Here is a 23212-nt window from a genome sequence, read left to right on the forward strand (position 1 = left end):
TTGGGATTCAATAATTTAAACCAAATAAAAAACCTTTTTATGTTTAAAAAAATAATCTTTACCCTATTATTGATTAACTCTTCATTTTACATACATATTCATGCACAAGTAAGTCCCAAAAGAGGAGTTGCTTACGGAAACCATTCCGTTTCAGATTTGAACACTTTAAAACCGGGAATTTCGTGGTGGTATAATTGGTCTTCCGAACCTGAACCTGCTGTAAATGACAGCTATGAGAGTTTAGGCGTAGAATTTGTACCGATGGCTTGGGGAAAAATAAATAATCCAGATGCTTTTATTGCAACCATAAAACCTGGAGCCAAATATTTATTGGCTTTCAATGAGCCTAACTTTAATGATGGATCACGGTTAACTCCTCAAGAAGCTGTAAACGCCTGGCCAAATATCGAAAAGATAGCTGCTGCAAAAGGGTTGGAAATCGTGAGTGCCTCCCCTGCTTATAATGGACCTTCCAATTATGGCGGATATCAAAGCCCCATTGCTTGGCACGATGAATTCTTTCGTCTTTGTCCAACTTGCAAAGTAGATTATATTGCTTTTCATACTTACGATGCCTCATCTAGTTCGGTAATTGGGGTAACGAATGGGCTAAAGAAATACAACATCCCTATTTGGGTAACCGAATTTGCCAATAGAGTAGTACAATCCGCCACAGAGAAAACCAATTTCATGAAACAGATTGTGACCTCTTTTGAAAATGATCCCGACATTTATCGTTATTCTTGGTTTACTTGTAGAGTTCCTTCGGATTGGACCGATATGCTGGAAGGGCAATTGCTTGGTCCAAATAGTGGCGAAATTAAACCTATCGGGACAGCCTATCTTAATGTTCCTTATACTTCCAAAAAAATGAATGTTCCAGGCAGAATCATCGCCTACAAACATTATCGCCGCAGAGGGACTGGCTTTCAAAGCACTACCGATGGTGGCACGACACGAAATGTATCTTTTACAGATGCTGGAGATTGGGGAGAATACATGATAAATGTAGCCCAAAACAGTTCTTATAAAATGACTTTTCGAGTAGCATCTTTAATTCAAGGTAAATTTGATATCAGCGTGAATGGCGTCATTGTAAAAACGGACGAAACTTTTGAAGCCACCGGAGGCTTACAAACTTATACTGACAAAATAGTTTCCAGAATCAACTTGCCACAAGGAGAAAACTATATCAGGATTCTTTATAAATCGAGTTTTAACTTTAATTATATTGATGTAGTTGACGAAAGTAATCTTGGAATTGATGACAAAAACCTAGAAAACAACTTAGATGTTTTTTACCCAAATCCTTTCACAAACGAAGCTTCAATCCAAATTAAAAGCACAACTACTGAACCGATTCTTCTCAAAATAATTGACATGAAAGGTACGGTTTGTTTTTCCAGTAATGATTTTTATACTAATCAAAAAATAACTATTGGTAACCATTTAGCAAGCGGAATTTACACGGTAATTGCCGTTTATGAAAATACACAGAAAACATTCAAAGTGATTAAAAATTAAAACAATTCATTACAATTTGGGCATGACCACAAGGGTCAGGCTGTCCATTATATCTTTTCTTTTCCTAAAGAAGGAAAAGAAAAGGATGTCATTTCCATCCTTCATGCAAACCCGTTTTCAAAACAATATTTTTCTTACAAAAATAAAATAATCCTACAAAACAGTAAGTAAAACCAGATTACCCTTTTAACGGTGTTTAATAGTGTACATTAGCCAAAAAACAATGTCTATAGAACATAAAGTTCAATTGGTTGAAGAATTATTTGACCGCCTAGAGAATGAAATAACTAATTTCAAATCCGAAACAAATTTACATTGTCTTACAGGTTGTGGTCAGTGCTGTTCAAAACCAAATATAGATGCTTCACCTTTAGAATTTTTACCATGGGCCTTTTACTTATTTTTAAATGGAAAAGCCGAAGCTGTTTTAGAAGAACTAAATACCAAAACCAGTACTTTTTGTCATTTATACCAATCGCTTTCAACTACAGACAACAAAAATGGCAGATGCACGGACTATAAATACCGTGGATTAATTTGTAGACTTTTTGGCTATGCCGCAAGTAGAGACAAATATGGCGAGCTACGATTAAATACCTGTAAAATAATAAAAGAGAACCAACAGGAAAACTACATTAATACCGAAGTAGCTATTAGCAAAGGATTGTATATTCCAATTTTTTCGGACTATTATATGCGATTAACGCAAATTGATCAGAGACTTGGAATTACTTTACTTCCTATAAATGAAGCCCTAAAAATGGCTATTGAAGAAGTCTTGCATTATTATGCCTACAGACCTTTTCCAGGCGGACTTGAAAATATTGCTTAGAATTAAAAATTCACTTATGTGCAATAATCAATAATGCAAAAACAATTGCTTTTTTTTCTAAATTAGTTGGTTCAAATAAAGAACCATGAAAAAATTAACCAAGGAAGATATCAGTCAGGAAATTTTTGATCTGTATGATGACTACGCACACAACAAAATCGAAAGAAGACAATTTATCGAAAAATTGTCCTTGTTTGCAATAGGAAGTTTAACTGTACCGTCTCTCCTTAGTTTTATGACTCCTAATTATGTTGATTCTATCACAATCAAACCCGATGATCCAAGAATAAAATCAGAATACATAACATATCAGTCTCCAAAAGGAGGGGGAATAATTAAAGGACTTTTATCACAACCAACGGAAACCAAAAAAAAATTACCCGGAATAATTGTCGTTCACGAGAATCGAGGATTGAATCCCTATATTGAAGATGTAGGAAGAAGAGCAGCTGTGGAAGGTTTCATTACTTTGGCTCCCGATGCACTATCCCCACTGGGAGGTTATCCAGGAAATGATGATGCAGGAAGGGAACTTCAAAAGAAACGCACTCGTGAAGAAATGCTCGAAGACTTTATTGCAGCCTATGAATATCTGAAATCACACAAAGACTGTAATGGTTATGTAGGTGTTGTTGGATTTTGTTTTGGAGGTTGGATTGCCAATATGATGGCAGTCAAAACCCCTACTTTATCCGCGGCAGTTCCTTATTACGGAGGACAACCCACTGCGGAAGAAGCCGAAAAAATAACGACTCCAATTATGCTTCACTATGCCGGTTTAGACACCCATGTCAATGAAGGCTGGCCTGCTTATGAAGCCATACTCAAAAAGAACAAAGTAGAAAACACCGCTTATTTCTATCCCGGTGTTAACCATGGTTTTCACAACAATACGACTCCTAGATATGATGAAGCTGCAGCCACTTTATCTTGGACACGAACCATTGATTTTTTTAAAGAGAAACTAAAAAAGAAATAATTATGAATCTTATAGCCAAAGCATCTATACAAATTCAAAAACCGATTGAAGAAGTTTTTGAAGGAATTGTAAATCCCGAAAAAATGACAAACTATTTTATTTCGGAAAGCAACGGACGAATGGAAACTGGAAAAGAATTGATGTGGAAATTTCCCGAATTCCCAGTTGAACTTTCCATAAAAAAAATTCAGATTGAAGTCAATCATTCGATTTCATATGTTTGGGATCCAGAAACCGTAGTGACAATTATTTTGGAAGCACAACCCGACAAAAGTACCGTCGTAAAAGTAACAGAAGACGGAAAAACATTCAATGAAAACAACCTTAAATGGGCCATAGGAAACACCGAGGGGTGGGCAAATTTTCTTGCTTGCATGAAAGCCTATCTCGAATACGGAATACAACTTCGCAAGGGAGCATTTGAGTTTATGAGACAATACTAAAAGTAACAACGAACTATTTGTTTTTCTCAAATTTTTAAAAGAACTTATAAAAGTATCGTAAATTCAAACCGCTTTATTCTTGATTAACATCATTACAATTATTTAACTCACTAATTGAAAGATATAAAGATTGTTCTTCCAAGATAATAAATAGTTAGTAAAGCAAAAAAAAAGACTTCTTCACGATTCACTTTAATATCATTTTAAAGAAAGTACTTTACAAATACTACACAAAAAGAAACTTTGATATCTTTGATTTACTTTAAACTATAAATCAGGATAAAGACTAAAAAGTATCAAAATCAAACTATATGAAAATTTTTACTCAACGCTTAATCTTAATCCTCTTCCTTTTACCTTTTTTTACAAAAGCACAAAATGCAAATTCCATTTCAGAAAAGACAAAAAACATGAAAGCCAATACTGGTTTTATAAACTTTTATTGGGAAGAAAGCACGGGGAAAGTTTGGTTACAAATAGACAAACTCAATGAAGAAATCTTATATCAAACATCATTATCTGCGGGTTTGGGATCTAATGATATTGGCTTAGACAGAGGTATAATGGGTACAACATACATAGTCAAATTTAATCGAGTGGGAAATAAGATTTTAATGATTGAACCTAATTATTCTTACCGAGCAGTCAATGGTGGTGTTGCCGAAAAAAGAGCCGTTGAACAATCATTTGCTCAATCAACTATTTGGGGATTTACAGTTGCTGCCGAAAACAATGGAAGTGTGCTTGTAGATGCCACAGATTTTTTATTGCGGGATGCTTTGCAAGTATCTAATACTTTACAAAACACCAAACAAGGTAGTTATGGAATTGATGCAACAAGAAGTGCAATGTATCTTGAACACACCAAAAACTTTCCTTTAAATACAGAATTTGAAACAACAGTTACTTTTGAAAACAAAGATGGAAAACCTGGGAATTATGTAAGTTCAGTAACACCCGCACCAGAGTCCATCACATTGAGAATGCATCATTCTTTTGTAAAGTTACCAGACAATAATTTTGAAACAAGATTATATGATGCTCGTTCTCCCTATATTACAAATTCTTATTTTGATTATAGTACGCCTATTACCGAACCCATTCAAAAAATTAACATTATACGTCATCGCTTACAAAAAAAAGACCCTACAGCTGTAAGAAGCGAAGCGATAAATCCCATAATTTATTATTTAGATAACGGAACACCCGAACCCATAAGAAGCGCTCTATTGGAAGGTGCCAGCTGGTGGAACCAAGCTTTTGAAACTGCAGGCTTTATAAATGCTTTCCAAGTAAAAATCCTACCTGAAAATGCAGATCCAATGGATCTTCGATATAACATGATTAACTGGGTTCATCGTTCCACTAGAGGCTGGAGTATGGGAGGGGCTGTAGTTGATCCTCGTACAGGCGAAATAATTAAAGGAAATGTAACATTAGGATCCTTACGAGTTCGTCAAGATTATCTTATCGCACAAGGATTACTTGCTCCTTTTAAAAATGGAGTTATTCCAACCGACAATAAAATGCTTCAAATGGCCTTGTGGCGTTTAAAGCAATTGGCTGCCCACGAAGTAGGTCATACACTCGGACTGATGCACAACTATATTTCCAGTGCACAAAATAGAGCAAGTGTAATGGATTACCCGCCTCCAATGGCAACCTTAGATAATAACAATGAAATTGACCTGAACAATGTTTATACCAATGAAATTGGTGATTGGGACAAAGTTAGTATTCAATATGGATACGAACAGTTTCCAAAAGGCACTAATGAAACTTTAGCATTGGATAAAATATTAACTGATGCTTCAAAAAAAGGACTCACTTTTATTTCCGACAGAGATGCTCGCGATCCAGGAGGAATGCATCCTAATGCACATCTTTGGGATAACGGAAAAGACCCCGTTATCGAGCTTCAAAATGTAATGAAAGTGCGTGCAAAAGCATTATCTCAATTTGGAGAGAACAATATTACCAATGGCACTCCAATGGCGATGCTGGAAGATGTACTTGTGCCCATTTATCTTTTCCACCGCTACCAAGTAGAATCGGTTACAAAAGTAATTGGTGGTATAAATTACTCTTATGCCATAAAAGGCGATGGTCAAATTATAACCCAAGCAGTTTCTAAAGAAGAACAACTCAATGCTTTGAATGCCGTTGTTGGTTGTATGGATCCAAAAGTATTGGAAATACCTGAAAATATATTAAAATTAATACCTCCACGTCCAGCAGGATATGAATATACCCGAGAATTATTTAACCGGAAAACTGGGCTTTCGTTTGATCCTTTAGCAGCAGCAGAATCAGCAGCGGATATTCCATTATCTTTTTTATTTAATGCTAATCGTTTAAATAGAATGATTGAATTACAGGCAAGGAATAATGGTCTTGGCATTGACGAAATGATTAACATACTTATTGACAAAACTTGGAAAGCTCCTAGGTTGAAAGGTTTACAAAAATTAATACAGCAACAAAATCAACAATTGCTTCTCACCTATTTATTGGCAACTTCCATCAATGACGACATTTCTTTTAACGCCAAAGCACAACTTTTAAAATCGATTGATGATTTAAAAGAATACACAACCGCTCAATTAAAAACAACAACAGACACCGATTATAAAGGACATTTATTACTTGCATTAGAAAGAATAAAATCTCCAGAAAAAGCAAAACCCACATTACACCAAGCACCACCTCCAGGCTCACCAATAGGTTGTGGAGAAGATGAAAAATAGTTACCAGTAATTTCTTTTGAGACAGTACAATAACAAAAAAAGCCCCAAAATGGGGCTTTTTCAATATCAAAACTTGAGTTTATTTACTCAAATACATTTTTCTTCTAGAGTACAATTCGTAGAATTGATCGTCTTTCAAGTCATCAATAAACAAGATACTTTCTCCTGTTGATTTCATCTCTGGTCCTAATGCTTTGTTCACATTTTGGAACTTACTGAAAGAAAAAACAGGTTGTTTAATTGCATATCCTTTTAATTGTGGATTAAAAGTAAAATCGGTTACTTTATTGTGTCCTAACATTACTTTAGTAGCATAGTTCACATATGGTTCTCCATAAGCTTTTGCTATAAATGGAACCGTACGAGACGCTCTAGGGTTTGCTTCAATGATATAAACGGTATCGTCTTTTATTGCAAACTGAATATTGATCAAACCAACCGTTTTTAAAGCTTTAGCAATTTTATGAGTGTGATCTTTTATTTGTTGCATTACAAATTCACCCAAGTTAAAAGGAGGTAAAGTAGCATTACTATCTCCAGAGTGTACTCCGCAAGGTTCAATATGCTCCATAATACCTATGATATAAACATTGCCGTCTGCATCACAAATTGCATCCGCTTCAGCTTCGATTGCTCCTGCCAAATAATGGTCTAACAGTAATTTATTTCCAGGGATCGTTTTCAATAAGTTGATAACGTGCTCTTCTAATTCTTTTTTGTTGATTACAATTTTCATTCCTTGACCTCCTAATACATAAGAAGGACGAATCAATAATGGAAAGTCCAAAGTATCAGCAAGTGCAGATGCTTCATCAGCAGTTTCTGCAATTCCAAATTGTGGAAAAGGAATTTTTAATTCAGTCAATAAATCAGAAAAACGTCCTCTGTCTTCGGCTAAATCCAAAGCATCAAAACTAGTTCCAATAATTTTCACCCCGTATTTAGACAATTTCTCGGCCAATTTCAAAGCAGTTTGACCTCCTAATTGCACGATAACACCTTCCGGTTTTTCATGTTGGATAATATCATAAATATGTTCCCAGAATACAGGTTCAAAATACAATTTATCGGCTGTATCAAAATCAGTCGAAACTGTTTCTGGATTACAGTTGATCATTATGGTTTCATAACCACATTCTTTGGCTGCTAAAACCCCGTGCACACAAGAGTAATCAAACTCGATTCCTTGTCCAATTCTGTTTGGTCCAGACCCTAGAACTATAATTTTCTTTTTATCAGTTACAACACTTTCATTATCAACATAACGTTCTCCGTTAGCTTTTTCAATTTCAGCCTCAAAAGTAGAGTAGTAATAAGGTGTTTTTGCTTTAAACTCCGCAGCACAAGTATCAACCAATTTGAATACACGGTTAATATCCATTGTCATACGCAAAGAATGTACTTCACTTTCTAGACAATTCATCATGTGTGCAATTTGTCTGTCTGCAAAACCTTTTTGCTTTGCTTCTAGCAATAACTCTTTTGGAAGGCTAGAGATTTTATAATTCGAAATTTCTTTTTCTAAAGTATAAAGTTCTTCGTATTGCTTCAAGAACCACATATCGATTTTAGTGATTTCATGAATACGGCTCAATGGAATTCCCATTGCAATAGCATCATAAATTACAAAAACTCGATCCCAACTTGCAAAAGTTAGTTTCTCGATAATTTGCTCGTAGTTTGTATATCCTTTTCCGTCGGCACCTAAACCATTTCTTTTGATTTCTAATGATTGAGTCGCTTTATGTAAGGCTTCTTGGAACGAACGTCCAATTCCCATTACCTCTCCTACCGATTTCATTTGAAGTCCCAAAGTTCTGTCAGCGCCTTCAAATTTATCGAAGTTCCAACGTGGTATTTTCACAATCACATAATCCAAAGTCGGCTCGAATAAAGCTGAAGTAGATTTTGTAATTTGATTTTGCAATTCATCCAAATTGTATCCCAAAGCCAGTTTCGAAGCAATTTTTGCAATTGGGTAACCAGTCGCTTTTGATGCCAAAGCAGATGAACGAGACACACGAGGATTGATTTCAATCGCAACGATATCCTCTTTTTCATCTGGCGAAACGGCAAACTGCACGTTACATCCTCCTGCAAAGTTTCCGATGCTACGCATCATCAAGATAGCATAATCACGTAATTTTTGGAATGTCGTATCCGACAACGTCATAGCTGGCGCCACAGTAATTGAATCTCCAGTATGAATTCCCATTGGATCCATATTTTCGATAGAACAGATAATTACAACATTGTCGTTTTTATCTCTCAATAACTCCAATTCATATTCTTTCCATCCTATCAAAGCTTTATCAATCAAAACTTCATGAATTGGAGACATTTCCAATCCGTAGGTAAGTTTTTCGTCAAATTCTTCTTTAGTATGTACAAATGCTGCTCCTGTTCCTCCAAGAGTAAAAGAAGGACGAATTACTAATGGAAAACCAAATTCCTGGGCAATTTCTTTTCCTTCTAAGAAAGAAGTAGCAGTTTTTGCTGGTGCAGTAGGAACATTTATTTTTTGAAGCAATTGTTTGAACTGCTCTCTATCTTCAGTAATATTGATGGCATTTACATCTACACCAATCATTCGTACTCCAAAATCTTGCCAAATTCCTTTCTCGTCAGCTTCCAAACATAAATTCAAAGCAGTCTGTCCTCCCATGGTTGGAAGTACCGCATCAATCTGCGGGTGTGCTTTAAGGATCTCAATAATAGACTTTGTCGTTAACGGTTTCAAATAAACATGATCCGCCATAGATGGGTCGGTCATAATTGTTGCAGGATTGGAATTGATTAAGATTACTTCAATCCCTTCTTCACGAATGGAACGGGCTGACTGTGAGCCTGCGTAATCAAATTCACATGCTTGACCAATAACTATCGGACCTGAACCTATTATTAAAACTGATTTTATAGATGTATCTTTTGGCATTTTATTATGTATTGTAGTTGTTGTTTTTTTATCACGTAAAATTTGAAATTTGTTAGAAAAACACGAATTTCAAACTTAATAAAGCAGTACCGCTTGGGTATAAAAAAAGGCGATACTAAAAAAAGTAACGCCTTATAGATGTTTATACAAACATTATTTTTTGTGTCTTGGTTCGCTAGAAACAGTCAATTTATGTCTTCCTTTAGCTCTTCTACGCGCTAGAACTTTTCTTCCATTAGCAGAAGCCATTCTATCCATAAATCCGTGTTTATTTCTTCTTTTTCTTTTCGATGGTTGAAACGTTCTTTTGCTCATTGCTTTGTATATTTAAAATCTTAATTAAGTGTCTATTTATTTTTGAATAACCATTATTCTAAAACCGAGTGCAAATATACAAAGACTTTTTTTTCTGGCAAGTAGTTTTTAAAAAATATTTTTAAATCCTTTTACTATCTTTGCAACCATAAATCTTTATACATTATGTTTCATAAAAATATCAAACTCATTCTCGCTGGACTTATTATAATCACTAGCATTTGGCAATTTACTGAAAGCAATATTGGAAACGGAATTTTCCTTATTTTATTGTCTGGAATTCCAATTTTTTTATATTTCAAAAACGAATTTATACTACTTGCCTTTTTAAAACTAAGAAAACAAGACTTCGAAGGAGCTAAAAAATGGTTAGCATACATCAAAAATCCCGAAACTGCTTTAGTTAGAAAACAACAAGGATATTTCAATTACTTACACGGGATCATGCTTTCGCAAACAAATATCAATCAAGCTGAAAAATATTTCAAAAAAGCAATAGAACTTGGTTTATCAATGGATATGGATTTGGCAGTTGCCAAATTAAACTTAGCAGGTGTTGCAATGACCCGCAGAAGAAAACTAGAGGCTACTACTTTATTAAATGAAGCTAAAAAGCTAGACAAGCAAAACATGCTTAAAGATCAGATTATCATGATGAAAGAGCAAATGAAAAAAATATAAATACCTAGCTTAAAACACTTATTACTATAACATTACAAAAAGTCACTCTCGTTTTAGGGTGACTTTTTTTACATCACAAGTATTACATCGGATTAATGCGTTATTCAACGTTATTTTTATATTATTAGACACAAAGAAGATATCTTAGCTAATTGTTTTTATACCTAAATGATTTATGCAAAGATTTTTACTTACACTAATTTTATCTTTATCGTTAACAACTTCCTATTGTCAAGATACAATTACTTACCTGTCTGACGCTATAAAAGAAAACATAAATCCCTATAAAAGAGCAAGCAATAGCGCTTACGAAAAAAGGAACATTGAGGAAGGCAAAAACCTTTTTGATTCTTTAGTAAAAAACAAACTCGTCGGAACAAAATTCGATGATTTCAGTTTGAAAGTTTACAAAGAAAAAAATGTAAAAATAAACCGAATCTCCAAACCTATTTTCATCATCACTTATGCTTCTTGGTGTGTTATTCCTAAAGGAGAAATTCCCGCTTTGAATATACTAGCTAAAGAACATCGCGATGACATGCAAATTATTGTAGTGTTTTGGGACAAAAAAAGTGATTTAAAAAATATAGCCTACAAATTCAACGACAATATTAAAGTGTGTTATGCTAATGAGTACTATTCGAAAGATTCCCATATTGTAGCAACCATCAAACATACTTTAGGCTTTCCAACTTCAATTTTTGTAGACGAAAATAAAAACGTTGTAAACATCAAACATTTTGAGAGTAATACAAAAATAAAAACTCCAATTAAAGAAGCTATCATCACCAGTTACAATTACTTCAGTAAAGACATTAATGAAAATCTAATGAAAGCTTTAACCAATAAAAAAAGCTTCACCACTAATTAATTCTTTTTTACTTCGCTTTGAATAAAAAAGCAATATCTTTTTAACTACAACTCTTCAACATCATCAAATTTACCTAGAATAATTTTAGGCAAATTTGTATTTAACCATTTGCATTTCATCAAAATCATTACGTGAGTACCACCTTTAACTATAATACAATTAGAAATCTTTTTAATTGGAAAAACGTCGTCTGCATCACCATGAATATGTATTACGTCATGATCAACAACAGTCCTATTCCACAAAATAACTTGCTCAATAGCCCAATCTAGATATCGTTTATCCCGTACCGAAAGAAATTTTTCATATAACTTAAGTCTTTCATTTACTTTTTTACCAAAAGAAAATTTCGCCAAGCTTTCAATATTTTGAACCAAACTTATTGGAATTAATTTGTAAGCTTTCGTCTTTTTTGCAATCACCATTCTTTTAGGAAACTCCAAATTACTTTTTACACTGGAAATAATTAGAACTTTACGGACCACAATAAAACGTGACATTTCCTGAACCAAAATACCCCCAAAAGAAACGCCTATCAAAACTGGGTTTTCATGTTTAATCTTTCCCGTCATGCGCTTGGCATAATCTTGTAAAGATTCTTTTTCTAATGGAATTTCCCATTCTAAAAAAAACATATCAAATTCTGACTCAGGAAGTTTAATTCTTTCGAAAATAGCAACACTAGCCGCCAAACCTGGCATAAAATAAACCGGAATTTTATTCATAACTATTTTTACATTAATCTGTATTCATCACACCACTTTTTAAAATTAATATTTTATTCTCATTTACGGACTACTTGCGTTTACATTTCAAAAAATATAATTTTTAAAACAAAATTTCAAAAAAAAACAGTCATTCCTTACAAACATAAGATTTAAAAAATAGTTTCATAAGTTAATCATAAAAACATTTTTTTGCTGATTATCAAATAATTACCTTTGCGCACTGAACTTCAATTAGCCATCCTTTGCATCAATAAAACAAATATGGAAACTATAATAAAATTAGAAATTAAAGACAATGGTTTTGCCCGACAATTTGAAACAAAAGTAGAAACTGGAATCGTTTCTGTTGAATATTCTTTTCAGGAGAAAAAAATATTCTTAACCAAGATTAACACCCCTGAGGGTTACAATGACGAAGAGTTTATTTCTAATTTTTTAAAGAACATCATGGAAACTGCTATCGAAAAAAAATTAAAAGTAGTACCCATTCTTCCTAAAATTGTTACTTTCTTTAAAAAAAACCCAATCTACAAAGAATTGCTTCCACCAGGAATACGCATATAAAAGATTCATTTAAAACAAAAAAAGCAGGAGAAATTAAACTCCTGCTTTTTTTTGCCTTGAAAAGAAACTGAAAATTTATTTTTCAATTTCTTTCATACTATCCATTTTTTTGTGAGCCAAGAAACCAGTTATATCTTCAAAATGTTCTACAACACGTTTATTACCAAATTCAAAAACCTTTGTAGCCAGTCCGTCAAGGAAATCACGATCGTGAGAAACCAAAATTAAAGTCCCGTCAAAGTCACGTAAAGCATCCTTGATAATATCTTTGGTTTTCATATCCAAGTGATTTGAAGGCTCATCCAGAATCAATAAATTCACTGGCTCTAGCAATAATTTAATCATTGCCAAACGTGTTTTTTCTCCTCCAGAAAGCACTTTAACTTTCTTAGTAATATCATCTCCATGAAACATGAAAGCTCCAAGAATGTTCTTTATTTGTGTTCTTACATCACCAACTGCAATATCATCAATAGTTTCAAAAATAGTGGCGTTTTCATCCAATAAAGCCGCTTGATTTTGAGCAAAATATCCAATTTGGGAATTATGACCAATTTCAACAGAACCACTATCAGGACCAAACTCCTTCATTATAGCTTTGATCATTGTTGATTTACCTTCTCCATTTTTCCCTACAAAAGCAACTTTTTGCCCTCTTTCTATAACAATATTAGCGTCTTTGAAAACCACATGATCTCCATAGGATTTAGACATCTCTTTTACAATAACAGGATATTGTCCCGAACGAGCCGCAGGCGGGAATTTTAATTTCAATGCCGAAGTATCCACTTCATCAACTTGAACAATAACAAGTTTTTCTAACATTTTCACTCTTGACTGAACTGCATCAGTTTTAGAAAATGTCCCTTTAAAACGGTCGATAAAAGTTCTATTATCCGCAATCATTCTTTGTTGCTCATCATAGGCTTTTTGTTGATGTAAACGACGGTCTTTTCTTAATTCCAAGTAATGAGTATATTTTGCTTTGTAATCATAAATACGTCCCATTGTCACTTCAATGGTACGATTGGTAATATTATCCACAAAAGCCCTATCGTGTGAAATTACCACAACAGCTTTAGCAGAATTAATCAAGAAATCTTCCAACCATTGAATACTTTCGATATCCATGTGATTTGTAGGCTCATCCAGCAAAATCAAATCGGGTTTTTGTAAAAGTATTTTTGCCAATTCTATTCGCATTCTCCAACCTCCAGAAAACTCCGAAGTTTGACGAGTAAAATCTTCACGAACAAAACCTAGACCTATTAAAATTTTCTCTACTTCGGCTTCATAATTCACCTCTTCAATCGCGTAGAATTTCTCACTTAAGTCGGAAACTCTTTCGATTAATTTCATATACCCATCACTTTCATAATCGGTACGAATGGTCAATTGCTCATTGATTTCATCAATCTCGGCTTTCATACTGAAAATTTCACCAAAAGCCTTTGAAGCCTCTTCCATCACGGTAGCGCCATCTGTCGTCAACAAATGCTGTGGCAAATAAGCAACAACAGCTTCTTTTGGCACAGAAACATTCCCTGTGGAAGGTTTTCCTTGTCCAGCAATAATCTTTAAAAGTGTTGATTTACCAGCACCATTTTTACCCATAAGGGCAATTTTATCATTTTCATTTATTGCAAAAGAAACATCACTAAAAAGAGTTGTGCCCCCAAATTGAACCGAAATATCGTTAATTGTAATCATTTAGATTTTTAGATTATTATACTACTTAGATTATTAGAGACCTTAGCAGTTATTTTTTGAAGCTGCAAAGATAGATTAATTAAATAATTAGACAACACAATTAGATTCTTAGACTTCTCAGATTTTTTTAAAATAAAAAATCGATAATTCACATAGCTGCCTATGTAAATTATCGAATTCAAGAAAATATAACTATCTAAGAAGTATAATCAAACTATTCTTTTCTCCACTTTTTTGATTCCTCAAAAATATGTTCCAAAATAGCAGCTTCAATTTCATCAAACTCTACATTTCTGCGGCTCATCACCAACCTTGCCGTTTCAAAAGCTTTTTTGGTAACATAAGTGGTAAATCCCGCTGCTCCTCCCCAAGAAAAACTTGGTACAAAATTGCGTGGAAAACCACTTCCAAAAATATTGGCACTCACTCCTACCACTGTTCCTGTATTGAACATGGTATTGATACCACATTTACTATGATCTCCCATCATTAATCCACAAAACTGAAGACCTGTTTTAGCAAAACCTTCAGTTTCATAACTCCACAATTTTACTTCTTCGTAATTGTTTTTCAAATTTGAATTATTACTGTCTGCACCAATATTACACCATTCTCCTAAAACCGAATCTCCAAGAAATCCGTCATGACCTTTATTGGAATAAGCAAAAAGCACTGTGTTTTTTACCTCACCTCCAATTCTCGAATAAGGGCCTACAGTTGTTGCTCCATAAACTTTGGCTCCCATTTTTACTTGTGCATTTTCGCATAAAGCAAATGGTCCGCGAATGATAGACCCTTCCATTATTTCAGAATCTTTACCTATATATATAGGTCCGCTCGAAGCATTCAAGGTGACAAATTCTAATTTAGCTCCTTCTTCAATGAAAATATTTTCAGGTGCAATTACATTTACACTTTTTGGTATAGGTTGTGATTTTCTATCGGCTGTCAAAAATTCGAAATCTTCACGAATGGCAGCATCATTCATGGAGAAAATATCCCAAGTGTTTTCAATAGTGATACAGTTATCATTATATTCAAGAATTTCATAAGTATCGAAATCTACTGACTCCTGTTCGTCATTCGTATAAAAAGCTATAACATCATCCCCTTTGAAAATAGCCTGATTAGGCCCAAGATTACTAACCATTTCTACCAAAACAGTATTGGGTAAAAAAGAGGCATTAATCATTACATTTTCCTCCAACTCTACCATTGGAAATTTCTCTGATAAATATTCCTCGGTTACTGTTGTAGTGGTAGATCCCAAATGCGCTTCCCACTTTTGACGAATCGTCATAATACCAACAAGAATATCGGCAACAGGACGTGTAAAAGTAAAGGGCAACAAAGCATTTCGAGCGGGACCGTCAAAAAGTATGTAGTTCATAAATTAAATTATAAATTGTTAAAATGTGATTTGGTTATCACCGCAAAGTTACAACTATTTTTAAATGTTTATAGGAGTAAGGAATCCCACACGAAAAGAATATGAGAAAAATTTCCATAAAAAAAGCCTCGCAAATTGCGAGGCTTTTTTGTGTATTTGAAACCAGTTAAAATTATTTAACGTGTTTAGCGTATTTAGTTTTGAATTTATCAATACGTCCTGCAGTATCGATAAGTTTAGATTTACCTGTGTAAAAAGGGTGAGAAGTTCTAGAAATCTCCATTTTTACAACTGGATATTCAACACCTTCGTGTATGATAGTTTCTTTAGTATCAGCAGTAGATTTAGTGATAAAAACATCTTCGTTTGACATGTCTTTAAAAGCAACTAATCTGTAATTTTCTGGGTGTACACCTTTTTTCATCTTGAATCTTTTTTATTTGTTAATTATAACTTGTCTTGAAGCTTTTCTTCTAACAGAAAAGGTATAAACGCGCTATAACTTTTTGTTTTACAATATTATTTTGAGTTTGCAAATTTACACTTATTTTTCAATATACAAACCTTTGTGTAACTTTTTTTATATAGCCGTAAAAATCATTTTTTACACGCCATTATATTGGGAATTGCTATATTTGTAGATTAATTAAAACAGTCTCTATGGAAAATAATGTATCCCCAGCAAAATCTGGTGTTTTGTTTGGTGTTTTATTCGGTGTCATAATGGTTTTGGAATTCGTAATTATGTACCTCGTTGGAATGAAATCATTAATTAATACGAGTGTCGGAACAATTGTAAACATCTCTAATTACATGTTATTGCCAATCTTATTTATATATATAGGTTGCACAAATTACAAGAAAAACATCAACAATGGCTTTATAACACTTAGCGAAAGTCTCAAAACAGGAATTTCCATAACTTTTATCGCCGCACTTATATACGCTGTTTTTAACATTATTTTCAATTTCATTTTCCCTGAATTCATAGATGAAATGATTGCTATTACCAAAGAAGGCATGTTGGCAAAAAATCCAACCATGACAGGAGAACAAATTGAAATGGGGCTTTCAATGGTGAAAAAATTCATGAATCCTTTTATTGTTTTACCTGTAACATTAGCCATGTATTCTTTCTTTGGCTTGATTTACTCCCTAATTGTAGGTGCAGTATTAAAAAACGAAAAACCGCAAAGCTTCTAATTAATGAATTTATCAATACTCATACCGCTTCTTAACGAAGAGGAATCTCTACAAGAATTGTACACTTGGATCATTTCGATAATGAAATCTAACAACTATAGTTATGAAATCATTTTTTTGGATGACGGAAGTACAGATGAATCTTGGAATATTATATCAGGATTTGCAACTGAGAATTCAAACGTAAAAGGGATTCGGTTTATGAAAAACTTTGGAAAATCACAAGCTTTGCATGCTGGTTTTGCCAAAGCAAAAGGCGATGTGATTATCACGATGGATGCCGATTTACAAGACAGTCCAGACGAGATTCCGGGTTTATATGAAATGATCACCAAAGAAAAATACGATTTGGTTTCGGGTTGGAAAAAGAAACGTTACGACTCAGTTGTAGCTAAAAATATTCCTTCGAAACTATTTAACTGGGCTGCCAGAAAAACATCTGGGGTTGAATTGAATGATTTCAACTGTGGACTGAAAGCCTACAAAAATGTAGTAGTAAAAAACATTGAAGTTTCTGGCGAAATGCACCGATATATTCCTGTTTTGGCTAAAAATGCCGGTTTTGGGAAAATTGGCGAAAAAATAGTGCAACATCAGGCAAGAAAATATGGAGAGACCAAATTTGGAATGGAACGTTTCATTAATGGCTTTTTAGATTTAATAACTATTTGGTTTCTTTCCCGATTTGGAAAAAGACCAATGCATTTATTTGGAGCGATTGGTTCCTTTATGTTTATTCTTGGTTTTTTATTGGCTGGATATATAGGAATTTCAAAACTATATCATATGTATATGGGAATGCACTATAATTTAGTAACCAGTAATCCTTGGTTTTTCATTGCACTGACAACAATGGTTTTGGGAACACAATTGTTTTTGGCAGGATTTCTGGGAGAAATTATTTTGAGAACCAAAAACAACGAGGAACGTTACAAGGTTTCGACTGAAGTAAATTTTTAAATTCTAAACCTTCTCCTTTGAAGAGAGAAGCAAGAACTAAAAAATAGTTTATAAAAACTAAATTTCTCGCTTTACGATTCTAGCCCTGATAGTAGCGGCATCCTTTTCTTGTCTTCTTTAGACAAGAAAAGATATAGCGGATAGCAGGAAAAAGCTCCTAATAAAACTGACATTCTTGTTTTCATAAAATAGATTAACAACTTAAACTAAATATAAAATGCACATACCTCAAAACATTTTAGACGCAGTAAACGAATGGCTAACCCCAACATTCGACAATGAAACACATGTGGCCATTAAGGAATTAATGACTACTTCACCAAAAGAACTGGAAGAGAGTTTTTATAAAAACTTGGAGTTTGGAACTGGAGGAATGCGTGGTGTGATGGGAGTTGGAAACAACCGCATCAACAAATATACGCTTGGAAAAAACACCCAAGGGCTTTCTAATTATTTACATACTGTTTTTCCAGGACAGGCTTTGAAGGTTGTAATTGCTTATGATTGCCGTCATAACAGTCAATCTTTAGCCAAAGTAGTTGCTGATGTTTTCTCTGCAAATGGAATTCAAGTTTATTTATTCTCAGACTTAAGACCTACTCCAGAATTGTCTTTTGCGCTTAAACATTTAGGTTGCCAATGTGGTATTGTACTAACAGCATCACATAATCCACCAGAATATAATGGTTACAAAGTATATTGGGAAGATGGTGGACAAATTGTTCCTCCACAAGACGGAGCTATCATTGATATTATTGAAAATTTAAATTATAACGAAATTAAATTTTCGGCAGACGAAAGTTTGATAAAATATATTGACACTGAAATTGATGAAGCTTTTGTAAAATCATCAGTTGAAAATGCAAGTTTCAACACTCCAAAGGAAGCTAAAGACAACTTAAACATTGTATTTACTTCTTTACACGGAACTTCAATTATGTCTGTTCCTGCAACTTTGGAAAAAGCGGGTTACACGAATGTGAACATCGTTCCAGAACAAGCTAAACCAGATGGAAATTTTCCAACTGTAAAATCACCAAACCCAGAAGAGCCAGAAGCATTGACAATGGCGCTTGCCTTGGCCGATAAGCTGAATGCAGATATTGTTGTAGGTACCGATCCAGATTGTGACCGTTTGGGAGTTGCGGTTCGAAATAACGAAGGCAAAATGATTTTGTTGAATGGAAACCAGACAATGATTTTGATGACGGCTTTCCTATTGGAACAATGGAAAAAAGCAGGTAAAATAAACGGAAAACAATTTGTGGGTTCTACCATAGTTTCTACTCCAATGATTATGGAACTGGCAACAGCTTATGGTGTAGAATGCAAAGTGGGATTAACAGGCTTTAAATGGATCGCCAAAATGATTAAAGATTTTCCAGAACTACAATTTATTGGTGGTGGAGAAGAAAGTTTTGGATTCATGGTTGGTGATGCCGTTCGTGATAAAGATGCTGTTGCGGCTACTTTATTGATTTGTGAAGTTGCGGCACAGGCCAAAGCCAAAGGCAGTTCAGTTTACAACACTTTGTTACAATATTATGTAGACTTTGGTTTCTACAAAGAGCATTTAGTTTCCCTTACCAAAAAAGGTATGGAAGGATTGGCCGAAATCAATCAAATGATGGTTTCATTACGCGAAAATCCATTGAAAGAAATCAATAGCCAAAGAGTGGTAATGGTAGAAGACTACAAATCATCGATAGCCAAAAACTTGTTTACTGATGAAGAAGAAGCTATTGACATGCCAAAATCTGATGTATTAATTTATTATACAGAAGATGGTTCTAAAATTTGCGCCAGACCAAGTGGAACTGAGCCAAAAATTAAATTTTACATCAGCGTAAAAACAGAATTAGATAGCGTAGCGAATTTTTCTAAGGTTGAAGAAATATTGAACGAAAAAATTAAAAATATAATTATTGCAATGCAATTGAACTAATGGACGAAAATTTAAGAAAAATATTTCCTTTTATAAAGCCTTACAAATCACACGTTACATTAAATGTAATTTATAATATTTTGTATGCTCTTTTCAGCACGCTTTCATTTATATCATTAATCCCAATGATGCAGGTGCTATTCAATAAAACAGAAAAAATAACTGAAGAACCTGTTTACAATGGCATTTTTAATATAACAAAATATGGAAATGATTATTTATATTATTATATCACCAAATTATCTGAAACAAGTGGCCCTCAATATGCCTTAATTTTAGTCGTTTCTTTAGTGATATCCACTTTCTTGCTTAAAAATCTCTTCAACTATTTAGCATCAAATCATTTAATGCACTTAAAGAATGGAGTCTTAAAAGATTTAAGAAATACAATGTATAATAAAATCATTGAACTCCCAGTTTCTTATTATTCCGAAAAAAGAAAAGGTGACATTATGGCTCGTATGCTGGGTGATGTTGGTGAAGTTCAAAACTCTTTCTTTGCCATTTTAGAATTAATTGTAAAAGAGCCTATGACTATAGTGTTTACTATTGTTGCCATGTTTATGATTAGTGTTAAATTGACGCTTTTCGTTTTCATATTTATACCTATTTCTGGATATTTTATTACAAAAATAGGAAAATCACTTAAATCAAAATCAGAGCGAATTCAGTCCGAAGGAGGCCATTTAATTTCAATTGTTGAAGAATCGCTTTCAGGAATGAAAGTAGTAAAAAGCTATAATGCCGAAAATAGCTTCAAAGGTAAATTTAATGATTCTGTTACGAGATTATTGAAACTTTCAAACAGTATTGGCAAGAAAAACAACCTTGCTTCGCCAATGAGTGAATTTATGGGAATTGTTGTTATTGCAGTTTTACTTTGGTATGGTGGAAATATGGTGTTGGTTGAAAAATTAGCAAACGGCGAACCTTTATTGGAGGGGGCCAAATTCCTTGCTTATATGGGATTGGCTTATAATATTTTAACACCTGCCAAATCTATTTCAAAAGCAAGCTATTCTGTAAAAAGTGGTATGGCAGCTGCACAGCGTGTATTTGAAGTATTGGAAGTTGAAAACACAATTACTGACAAGCCAGACGCAATAATTAAAAAATCTTTTGATACTACCATTACAATTGAAAACATCAATTTCAAATATGAAGATAAAAATGTTTTACATAATTTTTCAATTGAAGTTCCTAAAGGTAAGACCGTAGCTCTTGTTGGTCAGTCTGGCAGCGGGAAAAGCACTATTGCCAACTTATTGACTCGTTTTTATGATGTCCAAGAAGGAAATATAAAGATTGACGGTATTGACATCAAAGACATGACCATGCATTCTTTACGCAGCTTATTAGGCTTGGTAACACAGGATTCCATTCTTTTTAACGATACCATTAAAAATAATATTCTTATCGGAAAACCTGATGCTTCTGATGAAGAAATTACAGAAGCACTAAAAGTTGCCAATGCATATGAATTTGTCAAAGATCTACCGCTTGGAATCGATACAAACATTGGTGACAGCGGAAACAAACTTTCTGGCGGACAAAAACAACGATTGTCTATTGCCCGTGCCGTGCTGAAAAACCCTCCAATCATGATTCTAGATGAAGCTACATCCGCTTTGGATACGGAAAGCGAAAAATTCGTGCAAGTGGCCCTGGAAAACATGATGCAAAACAGAACTTCCATTGTAATTGCACATCGTCTTTCGACTATACAAAAAGCAGATTTGATTGTAGTCATGAAAAAAGGAAAAATCGTAGAGCAAGGAAAACACGAAGAGCTTATCGCTATGGACGGCACTTATAATAAATTAGTAACAATGCAGTCATTTGAATAGTTTAGAATAACTTAGAAGGTTTAAGGACTAAAACTTTTAAACCCTCTAAACTTATAACCTTAAACAATGTATCTCAATAATCCCAACATAAAACTTCCACAAGATTCAGATACCATTGTATGGAAATATCTGGACTTGTCGAAGTTTTTGGATTTATTGCTTTCGCAAAAATTATTCATGTCCCGATCGGATAAATTTGAAGATCAATACGAAGGTACTTTTAGCGAACCGACATTTGAGGAAATCAAAAAACTTTCCATAAACAATCCTGATTTTTTAAATTACTACAAAACACATCGGGAGAAAGTGGCAATCAGCAGTTGGCATATCAATGAATACGAATCATTTGCAATGTGGCAAATTTTTACACAGAATAGCGAAGGATTAGCAATACAATCTACAGTAAAAAGACTTCAGAATGCTTTGGTTCCCGAAAAAAATTACAAACAATATATTGGCGAGGTCAATTATATCGATTACAAAAAAGAATACATTCCGTTTGACGATTTGTTTTTCCCCTTTTTGTTCAAACGAAAAAGTTTTCAATACGAACGTGAGGTTCGAATCATTACCGATGTAACCGAGAATACTGTAAAACTAAATGATGGGCTAAAAATAAATGTAGACATCACCCAATTGATTGAAAAAATCTACATCCATCCCAAATCCGAGAATTGGTATAAAAACCTAGTAATTCAATTGGTAAAACAGCTAGGATTTGATTTTGAAATAGAAAAATCTGATTTAGAAAGCGATATTTTGATTTAGCTTTTATATTGGATTATAGCTCTCTACTTTCCAGTCTTTATCGGCTAAATTGATGTAATTATAATGCACTACATCTTTGCTGTCAAATTTTCCGTTTTTGTTGGTATCTTCAACTGTTCTAAAGTACAAACGTTTTTGGGATTCGATTAAGTTCCAATCAATCAATTCCTGTAAATCTGGAGAAACTTTGGTCAATTTATCTCCGCTAATTTCACTCAAATACAATGTTGTAATATCGCTTACATCGAGTTTACCATCTTTATTGGTATCCATATCCATCATCGAATACACCATAATTTGCTTGTTGATTTTGTCGGAAATGGTTTTTAAGTATGTTGCCGTTTGAATCAAAACAGGTTTGTCCGTTAATGCTTTTATAGAATCTGAACCTATTTTTTGGAATTTAAGATTCTGCAAAAATCCAGTAATTTCATACTCGGATGCATTTGATATAGTAAAACTCAAATCATTCACACTCGAAGAACCATATCTATTTTTTGTACCTTTTTCATAAACACTCAAATCACCTACAGGATGAATCAAATATTCAGTTCCTTGCATTTGAATTGGCAAATCGGCAATTTTTATTTGGGTAGAATCAGCTTTGGTGAGTTCTCTACCAATTTTTGAAGCATCGTAAGTCACTTTCGGCTTTTCAATTTCTTCTTTACAGCTTGCCAAAAGCAAAAGCGAAATCCCAATATAGACAAAATGTGATGTTCTCATAATAATTTTAATATTAAAAAATAAACTCAAATGTAATCATTTTT

At 33.7% G+C, this 23212-nt stretch carries 20 protein-coding genes; 13 read left to right on the plus strand and 7 right to left on the minus strand.

The window, feature by feature from the left end; all coding sequences use genetic code 11:
• Positions 1 to 39: 39 nt before the first annotated feature.
• The 5 genes from AC1DY0_RS13450 to AC1DY0_RS13470 all read left to right on the plus strand — a co-directional run bounded on the left by AC1DY0_RS13450 (position 40) and on the right by AC1DY0_RS13470 (position 6525).
• Positions 40 to 1524: a glycosyl hydrolase gene (locus AC1DY0_RS13450; RefSeq protein WP_477189108.1), complete on the plus strand. Its 1485-nt coding sequence runs from the start codon at positions 40 to 42 to the stop codon at positions 1522 to 1524.
• A 223-nt stretch (positions 1525 to 1747) separates the two neighbouring features.
• Positions 1748 to 2356 (plus strand): YkgJ family cysteine cluster protein, encoded by a 609-nt coding sequence (locus tag AC1DY0_RS13455; protein ID WP_477189109.1) that lies wholly within the window; start codon positions 1748 to 1750, stop codon positions 2354 to 2356.
• A gap of 85 nt (positions 2357 to 2441) precedes the next feature.
• Complete coding sequence (locus AC1DY0_RS13460; protein WP_477189110.1) at positions 2442 to 3335, plus strand: dienelactone hydrolase family protein; 894 nt, start codon at positions 2442 to 2444, stop codon at positions 3333 to 3335.
• A 2-nt stretch (positions 3336 to 3337) separates the two neighbouring features.
• Entirely contained in the window at positions 3338 to 3778 is a 441-nt protein-coding gene (locus AC1DY0_RS13465; RefSeq protein WP_477189111.1) for an SRPBCC domain-containing protein, read from the plus strand.
• A gap of 311 nt (positions 3779 to 4089) precedes the next feature.
• Positions 4090 to 6525, plus strand: a complete 2436-nt coding sequence (locus AC1DY0_RS13470; RefSeq protein ID WP_477189112.1) for a zinc-dependent metalloprotease — start codon at positions 4090 to 4092, stop codon at positions 6523 to 6525.
• A 79-nt stretch (positions 6526 to 6604) separates the two neighbouring features.
• Here AC1DY0_RS13470 and carB read toward each other — a convergent pair whose 3' ends face one another.
• Together carB and rpmH are read right to left on the minus strand one after the other, a co-directional pair.
• The gene (gene carB, locus AC1DY0_RS13475) at positions 6605 to 9460 is read right to left on the minus strand and encodes a carbamoyl-phosphate synthase large subunit (RefSeq protein ID WP_477189113.1); all 2856 of its coding nucleotides are present in this window, start codon (positions 9458 to 9460) and stop codon (positions 6605 to 6607) included.
• 153 nt (positions 9461 to 9613) lie between these two features.
• Entirely contained in the window at positions 9614 to 9775 is a 162-nt protein-coding gene (gene rpmH / locus AC1DY0_RS13480; RefSeq protein WP_008464848.1) for a 50S ribosomal protein L34, read from the minus strand.
• A gap of 165 nt (positions 9776 to 9940) precedes the next feature.
• Between rpmH and AC1DY0_RS13485 the strand changes: the two genes are divergently transcribed.
• Positions 9941 to 10456 (plus strand): DUF2892 domain-containing protein, encoded by a 516-nt coding sequence (locus AC1DY0_RS13485; RefSeq protein WP_477189114.1) that lies wholly within the window; start codon positions 9941 to 9943, stop codon positions 10454 to 10456.
• A 175-nt stretch (positions 10457 to 10631) separates the two neighbouring features.
• Positions 10632 to 11327: a TlpA family protein disulfide reductase gene (locus AC1DY0_RS13490; RefSeq protein ID WP_477189115.1), complete on the plus strand. Its 696-nt coding sequence runs from the start codon at positions 10632 to 10634 to the stop codon at positions 11325 to 11327.
• 44 nt (positions 11328 to 11371) lie between these two features.
• Here the strand turns inward: AC1DY0_RS13490 and AC1DY0_RS13495 are convergent, their stop codons facing one another.
• Complete coding sequence (locus tag AC1DY0_RS13495; RefSeq protein ID WP_477189116.1) at positions 11372 to 12052, minus strand: alpha/beta hydrolase; 681 nt, start codon at positions 12050 to 12052, stop codon at positions 11372 to 11374.
• 264 nt (positions 12053 to 12316) lie between these two features.
• Between AC1DY0_RS13495 and AC1DY0_RS13500 the strand changes: the two genes are divergently transcribed.
• Positions 12317 to 12619 carry a GNAT family N-acetyltransferase gene (locus tag AC1DY0_RS13500; RefSeq protein ID WP_477189117.1) on the plus strand — a complete coding sequence of 101 codons (303 nt, stop codon included), beginning with the start codon at positions 12317 to 12319 and terminating at the stop codon, positions 12617 to 12619.
• A gap of 75 nt (positions 12620 to 12694) precedes the next feature.
• Here AC1DY0_RS13500 and AC1DY0_RS13505 read toward each other — a convergent pair whose 3' ends face one another.
• The 3 genes from AC1DY0_RS13505 to AC1DY0_RS13515 all read right to left on the minus strand — a co-directional run bounded on the left by AC1DY0_RS13505 (position 12695) and on the right by AC1DY0_RS13515 (position 16143).
• Complete coding sequence (locus AC1DY0_RS13505; RefSeq protein WP_477189118.1) at positions 12695 to 14329, minus strand: ABC-F family ATP-binding cassette domain-containing protein; 1635 nt, start codon at positions 14327 to 14329, stop codon at positions 12695 to 12697.
• A gap of 214 nt (positions 14330 to 14543) precedes the next feature.
• A complete protein-coding gene (locus AC1DY0_RS13510) occupies positions 14544 to 15719 on the minus strand; it encodes a GlmU family protein (RefSeq protein ID WP_477189119.1) in 1176 nt (391 codons plus the stop codon).
• A 172-nt stretch (positions 15720 to 15891) separates the two neighbouring features.
• A complete protein-coding gene (locus tag AC1DY0_RS13515) occupies positions 15892 to 16143 on the minus strand; it encodes a type B 50S ribosomal protein L31 (RefSeq protein ID WP_077375626.1) in 252 nt (83 codons plus the stop codon).
• 236 nt (positions 16144 to 16379) lie between these two features.
• On the opposite strand from AC1DY0_RS13515, the gene AC1DY0_RS13520 reads away from it, so the two are divergent.
• The 5 genes from AC1DY0_RS13520 (at position 16380) to AC1DY0_RS13540 (ending at position 22442) form a co-directional block, all read left to right on the plus strand.
• The gene (locus tag AC1DY0_RS13520) at positions 16380 to 16922 is read left to right on the plus strand and encodes a DUF4199 domain-containing protein (protein WP_477189120.1); all 543 of its coding nucleotides are present in this window, start codon (positions 16380 to 16382) and stop codon (positions 16920 to 16922) included.
• 3 nt (positions 16923 to 16925) lie between these two features.
• A complete protein-coding gene (locus AC1DY0_RS13525) occupies positions 16926 to 17882 on the plus strand; it encodes a glycosyltransferase family 2 protein (protein WP_477189121.1) in 957 nt (318 codons plus the stop codon).
• A 217-nt stretch (positions 17883 to 18099) separates the two neighbouring features.
• Positions 18100 to 19827: a phospho-sugar mutase gene (locus tag AC1DY0_RS13530; RefSeq protein WP_477189122.1), complete on the plus strand. Its 1728-nt coding sequence runs from the start codon at positions 18100 to 18102 to the stop codon at positions 19825 to 19827.
• Entirely contained in the window at positions 19827 to 21674 is a 1848-nt protein-coding gene (locus tag AC1DY0_RS13535) for an ABC transporter ATP-binding protein (protein ID WP_477189123.1), read from the plus strand. Before AC1DY0_RS13530 ends, AC1DY0_RS13535 begins: the two co-directional genes overlap by 1 nt.
• Before the next feature lie 66 nt (positions 21675 to 21740).
• A complete protein-coding gene (locus tag AC1DY0_RS13540; RefSeq protein ID WP_477189124.1) occupies positions 21741 to 22442 on the plus strand; it encodes a DUF2971 domain-containing protein in 702 nt (233 codons plus the stop codon).
• A gap of 3 nt (positions 22443 to 22445) precedes the next feature.
• Here AC1DY0_RS13540 and AC1DY0_RS13545 read toward each other — a convergent pair whose 3' ends face one another.
• Entirely contained in the window at positions 22446 to 23168 is a 723-nt protein-coding gene (locus AC1DY0_RS13545) for a hypothetical protein (RefSeq protein ID WP_477189125.1), read from the minus strand.
• Positions 23169 to 23212: the final 44 nt, after the last annotated feature.

It is taken from the genome of Flavobacterium sp. P1_E4, assembly GCF_056405915.1.

Excerpts from the sequence above, each read along its gene's own strand:
- AC1DY0_RS13450 (WP_477189108.1), top strand. The coding sequence starts at position 40 with ATGTTTAAAAAAATAATCTTTACCCTATTATTGATTAACTCTTCATTT.
- AC1DY0_RS13455 (WP_477189109.1), top strand. The coding sequence starts at position 1,748 with ATGTCTATAGAACATAAAGTTCAATTGGTTGAAGAATTATTTGACCGC.
- AC1DY0_RS13460 (WP_477189110.1), top strand. The coding sequence starts at position 2,442 with ATGAAAAAATTAACCAAGGAAGATATCAGTCAGGAAATTTTTGATCTG.
- AC1DY0_RS13465 (WP_477189111.1), top strand. The coding sequence starts at position 3,338 with ATGAATCTTATAGCCAAAGCATCTATACAAATTCAAAAACCGATTGAA.
- AC1DY0_RS13470 (WP_477189112.1), top strand. The coding sequence starts at position 4,090 with ATGAAAATTTTTACTCAACGCTTAATCTTAATCCTCTTCCTTTTACCT.
- carB (WP_477189113.1), bottom strand. The coding sequence starts at position 9,460 with ATGCCAAAAGATACATCTATAAAATCAGTTTTAATAATAGGTTCAGGT.
- rpmH (WP_008464848.1), bottom strand. The coding sequence starts at position 9,775 with ATGAGCAAAAGAACGTTTCAACCATCGAAAAGAAAAAGAAGAAATAAA.
- AC1DY0_RS13485 (WP_477189114.1), top strand. The coding sequence starts at position 9,941 with ATGTTTCATAAAAATATCAAACTCATTCTCGCTGGACTTATTATAATC.
- AC1DY0_RS13490 (WP_477189115.1), top strand. The coding sequence starts at position 10,632 with ATGCAAAGATTTTTACTTACACTAATTTTATCTTTATCGTTAACAACT.
- AC1DY0_RS13495 (WP_477189116.1), bottom strand. The coding sequence starts at position 12,052 with ATGAATAAAATTCCGGTTTATTTTATGCCAGGTTTGGCGGCTAGTGTT.
- AC1DY0_RS13500 (WP_477189117.1), top strand. The coding sequence starts at position 12,317 with ATGGAAACTATAATAAAATTAGAAATTAAAGACAATGGTTTTGCCCGA.
- AC1DY0_RS13505 (WP_477189118.1), bottom strand. The coding sequence starts at position 14,329 with ATGATTACAATTAACGATATTTCGGTTCAATTTGGGGGCACAACTCTT.
- AC1DY0_RS13510 (WP_477189119.1), bottom strand. The coding sequence starts at position 15,719 with ATGAACTACATACTTTTTGACGGTCCCGCTCGAAATGCTTTGTTGCCC.
- AC1DY0_RS13515 (WP_077375626.1), bottom strand. The coding sequence starts at position 16,143 with ATGAAAAAAGGTGTACACCCAGAAAATTACAGATTAGTTGCTTTTAAA.
- AC1DY0_RS13520 (WP_477189120.1), top strand. The coding sequence starts at position 16,380 with ATGGAAAATAATGTATCCCCAGCAAAATCTGGTGTTTTGTTTGGTGTT.
- AC1DY0_RS13525 (WP_477189121.1), top strand. The coding sequence starts at position 16,926 with ATGAATTTATCAATACTCATACCGCTTCTTAACGAAGAGGAATCTCTA.
- AC1DY0_RS13530 (WP_477189122.1), top strand. The coding sequence starts at position 18,100 with ATGCACATACCTCAAAACATTTTAGACGCAGTAAACGAATGGCTAACC.
- AC1DY0_RS13535 (WP_477189123.1), top strand. The coding sequence starts at position 19,827 with ATGGACGAAAATTTAAGAAAAATATTTCCTTTTATAAAGCCTTACAAA.
- AC1DY0_RS13540 (WP_477189124.1), top strand. The coding sequence starts at position 21,741 with ATGTATCTCAATAATCCCAACATAAAACTTCCACAAGATTCAGATACC.
- AC1DY0_RS13545 (WP_477189125.1), bottom strand. The coding sequence starts at position 23,168 with ATGAGAACATCACATTTTGTCTATATTGGGATTTCGCTTTTGCTTTTG.